We start from the raw sequence: 6,677 nt of genomic DNA, 5'->3' as shown, positions 1-6,677 counted from the left end.
ATTGAGCAACTTACAAGCTGAGCACGATGTAAGTAATGACATTGCCATCATCAGTATGGTGTGCCGATTTCCAGGAGTAGAATCTGTCGAGCAATATTGGGAGCTCCTCGCCAGGGGAGTGGATGCACTTCAGCTTGAGCCTACGGCATCTGATGATCCCGGAGTAGAGCCGCTGAGCCGGCTCTCCGGCTCCTCGCCTATCCGTGTAAATACTGCGCTTGAGAACACAGCCCGCTTTGATGCCTCTTTCTTTAAGGTGACGGCGAAGGAAGCGGAAATTATGGACCCTCAGCATCGGCTGTTCCTGGAAAGCGCCTGGGAAGCGGTTGAGAAGGCGGGATACAATGCACTTGAATATGACGGATTAATGGGATTGTTTGCAGGCGTGAGCTCCAGCACATATTTGATTAATCATCTGCTCGGGGCACGGGATAAGGAAGAGGCGGTCAGTGATCTGCAGCTTATGATTGGCAACGATAAGGACCATATGACCAGTCAGGTTGCTTACAGGCTGAATATCCGGGGGCCTGTCGTCGCGGTTCAAACCTCCTGTTCGACTTCCCTGGTGGCCACTCATCTTGCCTGTGAAAGTCTGTTAAGCGGACAATGCGATATGGCTCTGGCAGGGGGAGTAACCATCAAGTACCCTCAAGTGCCAGGGTATGTTCATCAGCAAGGTGGATTAACCTCCTCGGACGGTCTACTCAAAGCATTTGATGCCGAGGCTACAGGGACGGTGTACAGCAATGGTCTGGGCATAGTCGTGCTGAAACGGCTGGAAGACGCCCTGCGGGACAGGGATACCATTCATGCGGTCATTAAGGGCTCGGCTATAAACAGTGACGGCGCGAATCGAATCGGTTATGCCGCTCCAGGGGTTGACGGCCAAGCAGCCGTCATTTCCGAAGCGCTAAATATCGCGCAGATTCCTCCTCAGGCAATCTCCTATATCGAGGCTCATGGAAGCGGCACGCCGCTGGGAGATGACATTGAGCTTGAAGCCTTATCCCGGGCTTTCGCTTCTGTGCAGGAGACTCAATTCTGTGCAATTGGTTCTGCCAAGACCAATGTGGGCCATGTTGAGATGGCGTCCGGGATGGCCGGGCTGATCAAAACCGTGTTGGCGTTGAAACACCGTCAGATCCCGGCCAGTCTTCATTTCGAAACTCCAAATCCCAGATTGGAGGAGCCGGGTTGTCCATTTTACGTGAACAACATGCTCAGCGATTGGGATGCGGGCGACTACGGACGAATCGCCGGTGTAAGCTCCTTTGGTCTTGGCGGGATCAACGCACATATTGTCCTTGCTGAAGCGCCAAAGCCTCAGATGCTGGTGGAGGAGAACGATAAAGCGGACTGCGAGCTTCTGGTGATATCCGCTAAAACACGACAGGCATTGAGCCGGATCTGTACTAACTTGGACCGGTATTTAGAGGATTATCCCGGAGCAAATCTCAAGGACCTTGCTTACACACTAAAAACTGGCCGGGCTGTATTTGACTATCGGGCCGCGATTGTTTTCCGGGACAAGGAGAATTTGCAGCAGCAGCTTCGCACTATGAATTTGGATCATGCAGCCAAGCGCGGCCCGGCATCGAAGGAGAAGGTGATCTTTCATTTCTCATCCAAGCCTGGTCTGTCCATGAAAGCGGCAGCGGATTTATACGTGCACAGTCCTAAGTTTCGGCAAATTATTGGGGACCTCTCCCTCGTGATTCGGGAGAAGTATCCTTTTGATCTCAAGGCCGCCATCCAATCGGGCCATGCTGTAAACACAGCGTTAACTGAAAAACTGACCTCCTGGGGAATCCAGACCGCACTCGCCCGCCTGTTTATAGAATGGGGGATCGAACCGTCAGGCATGTCCGGAGAGGGAGTTGGCTATTGGGTAGCCCAGTCGCTTAGCGGAAGATACAGCATTTCCCGCGTCCTGGAGCAGTTGATTCAGTCGGGGGAACAAGACGAAGATCAGCCCTTGCAGATCAGCCCGTCCAGCCTTGAACCGGGTTTTGTGCTCGAATTTGGCTGCCTGGAAACAAATGGGTCTGGCAAATTAGCTGATTTATCGGAGGATGGACCGGGCTGGGTTCAGACACAACTGGCCATCCTGTGGGTCGCTGGCATCTGTCCGGATTGGCGGAGCTATTATGCTCATGAGCCAAGATCTAAGCTGCAGCTGCCGACATACCCGTTTGAGCGCGAGACCTATTGGATTGGGCCTCTAAGTTCAAGTAAGGATTCTACGAGAAGTACGGGTCTCTCTCAGCAAGACGTAAAGGATTACAAGGAATATATCAAAAATGTTTGGGAGAGCTCGCTTGGGGTTGAAATTACCCATCTGGGGGAAACGTTCTTTGAGCTTGGAGGACATTCCCTGCTGGCCACCCAGATTCTATTTATGCTTAACAAAACGCTGGGCACAGAGATTACAATGCAGCAATTTTTCGATCATCCAACTGTCGAGGAGCTTGCCGTCCTGGTTGAGCACCAGGTCAAAACTGGACTGGGATTGTACACGGATCTTCCGGAAGTCGAGAACAAGCTCGCCGAAAGATATGATCCGTTTCCTCTCACCGATGTGCAGAAAGCCTACTGGATCGGACGTTCGGCAGACCTGGATTTGGGAAATGTCTCTACCCATATGTATTTCGAAAACGACATGCCCGATCTGGATATCGCAAAGTTTGAGATGGTTATCAATCAAATGGTTGAACGCCACGAAATGCTGAGAGCTGTGATGCTTCCGAACGGGCAACAGCAGATTTTGCCTATAGTTCCTAAATACCAGGTTCGGAGCTATGATATGCGGCTGGCTTCAGAGGAGGCTAAGATCAGCCATATAGGGTCCCTGCGGGAAGAAATGTCGCATCAGATGATAGATTGTTACAATTGGCCATTATTTGATATCAGGGCCACGGCTCTCCCAGGGGGGATGGTCCGGCTTCACATCAGTGTGGACCTGCTCATCGCCGATGCATGGAGCCTGGAACTGTTGATTCGGGATATCTCAGCGGCTTATCTTGATCCCGCCACTGATTTACGGCCCCTTGAGTTATCGTTCAGAGATTATGTACTGGCATGTGAGCAGATTGAGCACACCGACTTGTTCCGCCGGTCCGAGGCTTACTGGCTGGAGCGTCTTCCTGACTTGCCAATGGGCCCTCAGCTTGAGCTTGTGAAAGACCCGGCACAGATTGAGAAGCCGGAATTCAGAAGAAGACGGCATACGTTAACCCAGGCTCACTGGCAGCAATTGAAAAAGCGGGCCGAAGGCTATGGAATTACACCAACGGTCATTCTCCTGTCGGCTTTTGCCGAGATTATCACCACCTGGAGCCGTAAATCGCATTTCTCGCTGAACTTGACTTTGTTCAATCGGCTGCCGCTTCATCCGGAAGTAACCGAGGTGATCGGGGATTTCACATCACTTACATTGCTTGAGATCGACAATCGGCAGTTGGCGCCGTTCATTCAAAGAGCGATTCGTCACCAGCAGCAGCTTCTTCGGGATATGGATCACCGTTATTTCAGCGGTGTCCGCGTAACCCGTGAGCTGCTCGCAAGAAGCAAAGAGCCGTCCAAAGCTATCGTGCCGATCATTTTCACAAGTATTCTCAATCAGGGCGATAATTCTCAGGAAGAAGTAGCTTCTGCTCTCGCATCTGCTCCCGCCGCCAGCCAGGAGGAACGGTACAGTGTATCCCAGACTCCGCAGGTTTGGTTGGATCATCAGGTCATGGAACGAGGCGGTGAGCTGCATCTCAACTGGGATGCTGTGGAAGAGCTGTTTCCGCAGGGAATGCTGGATGAGATGTTTGCCGCATATTGCCTTCTACTAGAGCTGCTTGCGACATCAGATGAGGTATGGAATCTTCCGCTTCCGCTCAGTGATCGGGCCGCTGCATATTTACCTCACCGTGAGCAGCTGAGTAAGGTTGATGCCTATCACGGTGCGGACAGCCCTTCCGAAACGGCCAAACGGCCAAGTTCACTGCTTAGCAGCTATCACGACCATGTTCAAACCCGACCGCAGGCGGTTGCGATTCTCACACCGGAACGCGAGCTGACCTATGCCGAGCTGAATGATTATGCCGACTATGTAGCCGGCAAGCTCTTGGGCTTAGGGGTCAAACCGGGGGAACCTGTCGCTGTTGTGATGACTAAGGGATGGGAGCAGGTAGCGGCCGTTATCGGCATCTTGAAAGCCAAAGCTGCCTACTTACCGGTTGATGCATCCCTTCCATCAGCCAGAATTGCAGAGCTGCTTCGCTTGGGCGAAGTAAGGGCCGCTGTTGTACAGCCGGACACTAACCAGGCAGAATGGCCAAATCTGCAGACAGTTCCTTTAACTACCGGATGTGTCCCTGAGGGAGCTTATGGAGAGATAGACAACGAAGCCGAAGCGCGGTTGGCCTATATTATCTATACCTCTGGAAGCACGGGGGTACCTAAGGGAGTTATGATTGATCACCGCGGAGCAGTCAATACCATCGAAGCGATGATTCATAAATTTGGAATCGGGCGTGACGATGTCATGTTGAGCTTATCTTCCTTAAGCTTTGATTTGTCTGTGTTTGACCTTTTTGGCATGCTGTCGGCTGGAGGCGCGATTGTGCTGCCAGATAAGGATCGTCTTAGAGATCCTTCACATTGGCTGGAATTGATGGCCAAGACAGGGGTTACCGTATGGAATACGGTTCCTGCCCTGATGAATATGCTCACTGAATATTGCAAGGATATGGACTCCGCGCCTCTTAGCCCCTTACGGCTGGTTCTGCTGAGCGGCGACTGGATTCCGCTTGGCTTGCCGGACGCAATCCAACGGCTGAATGAGCGTACAAAGATCATTTCGCTGGGCGGTGCTACAGAAGCCTCCATCTGGTCCATCTATTATCCGGTTGAACTTGTTCACCCGGAATGGTCCAGCATTCCTTATGGCAGATCCCTTCGGAGTCAGAGGGTATACGTCCTGAATGAACGAATGGAGGAGTGCCCCGTTGGCGTGAGCGGAGAACTATGGATCGGCGGTATGGGTGTAGCCATGGGCTACTGGAAAGATGAGGCACGGACGGAGGAACGCTTTATCCGCCACCCGCTCACGGGTGAAAGACTATATCGCACCGGGGACAAGGGACGGTATGCCAAGGATGGAAATATCGAGTTTTTGGGCCGGGATGATCTGCAGATCAAAGTCAGGGGACACCGGATAGAACTTGGTGAAATTGAGGCCTCATTAAAAGCCCATCCTTTTGTACAGGATGCGGTGGTTGTCGCCCGGGGGGAAGGAGACCGCCAACGCTTATCCGCCTATGTAAAGGTGGATCGCGAACAAGCCTATGGGGTGGCTGGGCTGGAAGGAGAAGAGCTGATTACGGATTCAGTAGAACGCATGGTGTTCAAATTAAGCGAACCCGCTCTACGCAAAGATCTCGGGGGAAGCCGCTACCGTCTGTACAGCTCGGATGATCCGGAGCAATCGATCGCTCCTTATCTTCGCCGGCGCAGCTACCGTCAATTCAAGAGCGAGCCTATCCAGCATGAGAGTTTTGGCAAATTTGTGGCCCACTTGGCAGGACGCACATTTGACGGGCTGCCATTCCCTAAATTTCAGTATGGCTCCGCGGGAGGGTTGTATCCGGTTCAGGTTTATTTCTATCTGAAGCCAAATGCGGTGGAATCCCTGCCATGCGGGCTCTATTACTACGACCGGCGGGAGCACCAGCTTGTTCTGATGGAAGAAAATCCGCAAATGGATCATTTCATTCATTCTCCAGCGAACCGCCCCATCTTTGATGCTTCGGCCTTTAGCATATTCCTGATCGGAAGCATGGAGGCCATCGCCCCTATGTACGGGGAGAAGGAAGGGCTTGGCTACGCAATGATGGAGGCCGGAATTATATCACAGCTTTTGGAAGAGAAGGGCCCGGAACACGGAATTGGCCTAAGCCAGATGGGCACATTGGGGTTTGATATGATTCGTCCGCTGTTCCGTCTGCGCGCAAGCGACGTGTATCTGCACTGCCTGCTCGGAGGAGGAATTGAGCCAAGCCAGATGACTCTGGAAGGGCAAGTCGAGGAGATGAATTTGTATTCTTCAAGCAAAGGTGAGCATAAGGTGAGCAAACCCGATATAGGGAAAGCCATGACGGCGTATTTGAAGGAACGGCTGCCTGCTTATATGATTCCGGCAGACGTGTATGAGTTGGAGACATTCCCGTTAACCCCGAATGGAAAAGTAGACCGTAAAGCGATTGCGGCGTCGGCTGCATCTGAACCGGAAGCGCCTGAGACAACACCAGTTCCATCGGATGAGCAGCAGCTTCCTGGAATGCTTGTGATTCAATCAGACATTATTGACGCCTGGAGACAGGCGCTTGATCGGAATGAGATCAGCATTCATGATAATTTCTTTGATCTTGGGGGCGACTCGGTATCAATGGTAGCCGTATACCGCGAGCTCCAAAGCAAATATGGGTCCCGCCTGACGATGGTCGAGTTGTTCCGGTATACAACCATCAAGGATTTGACGGAGTTTCTGTATCAAGATGCAGACGGGGAACAAGGGAATGAACGGCAGGAGGCTGAGGCGGAGCGTGCGAACTCGCGAAGAAGCGCCATGCAGCAGTTTGCCGGAAAGAGGGGCTCATCAAGATAAGCTTAGTGGTTGAGAGGAAGCT

At 52.3% G+C, this 6,677-nt stretch carries 1 protein-coding gene; it reads left to right on the top strand.

Annotated features, from left to right (window positions below; genetic code table 11):
• Window position 1 precedes the first annotated feature (1 nt).
• Window positions 2-6,655: a non-ribosomal peptide synthetase gene (locus tag BN6628_RS13105; protein ID WP_068618087.1), complete on the top strand. Its 6,654-nt coding sequence runs from the start codon at window positions 2-4 to the stop codon at window positions 6,653-6,655.
• The last annotated feature ends 22 nt before the right edge of the window (window positions 6,656-6,677 follow it).

This window comes from Paenibacillus tuaregi (genome assembly GCF_900086655.1).
Lineage (GTDB): Bacteria > Bacillota > Bacilli > Paenibacillales > Paenibacillaceae > Fontibacillus > Fontibacillus tuaregi.
The sequence above is the reverse complement of the archived record's forward strand: the minus strand, read 5'-3'. Positions and strand labels throughout refer to the sequence as shown.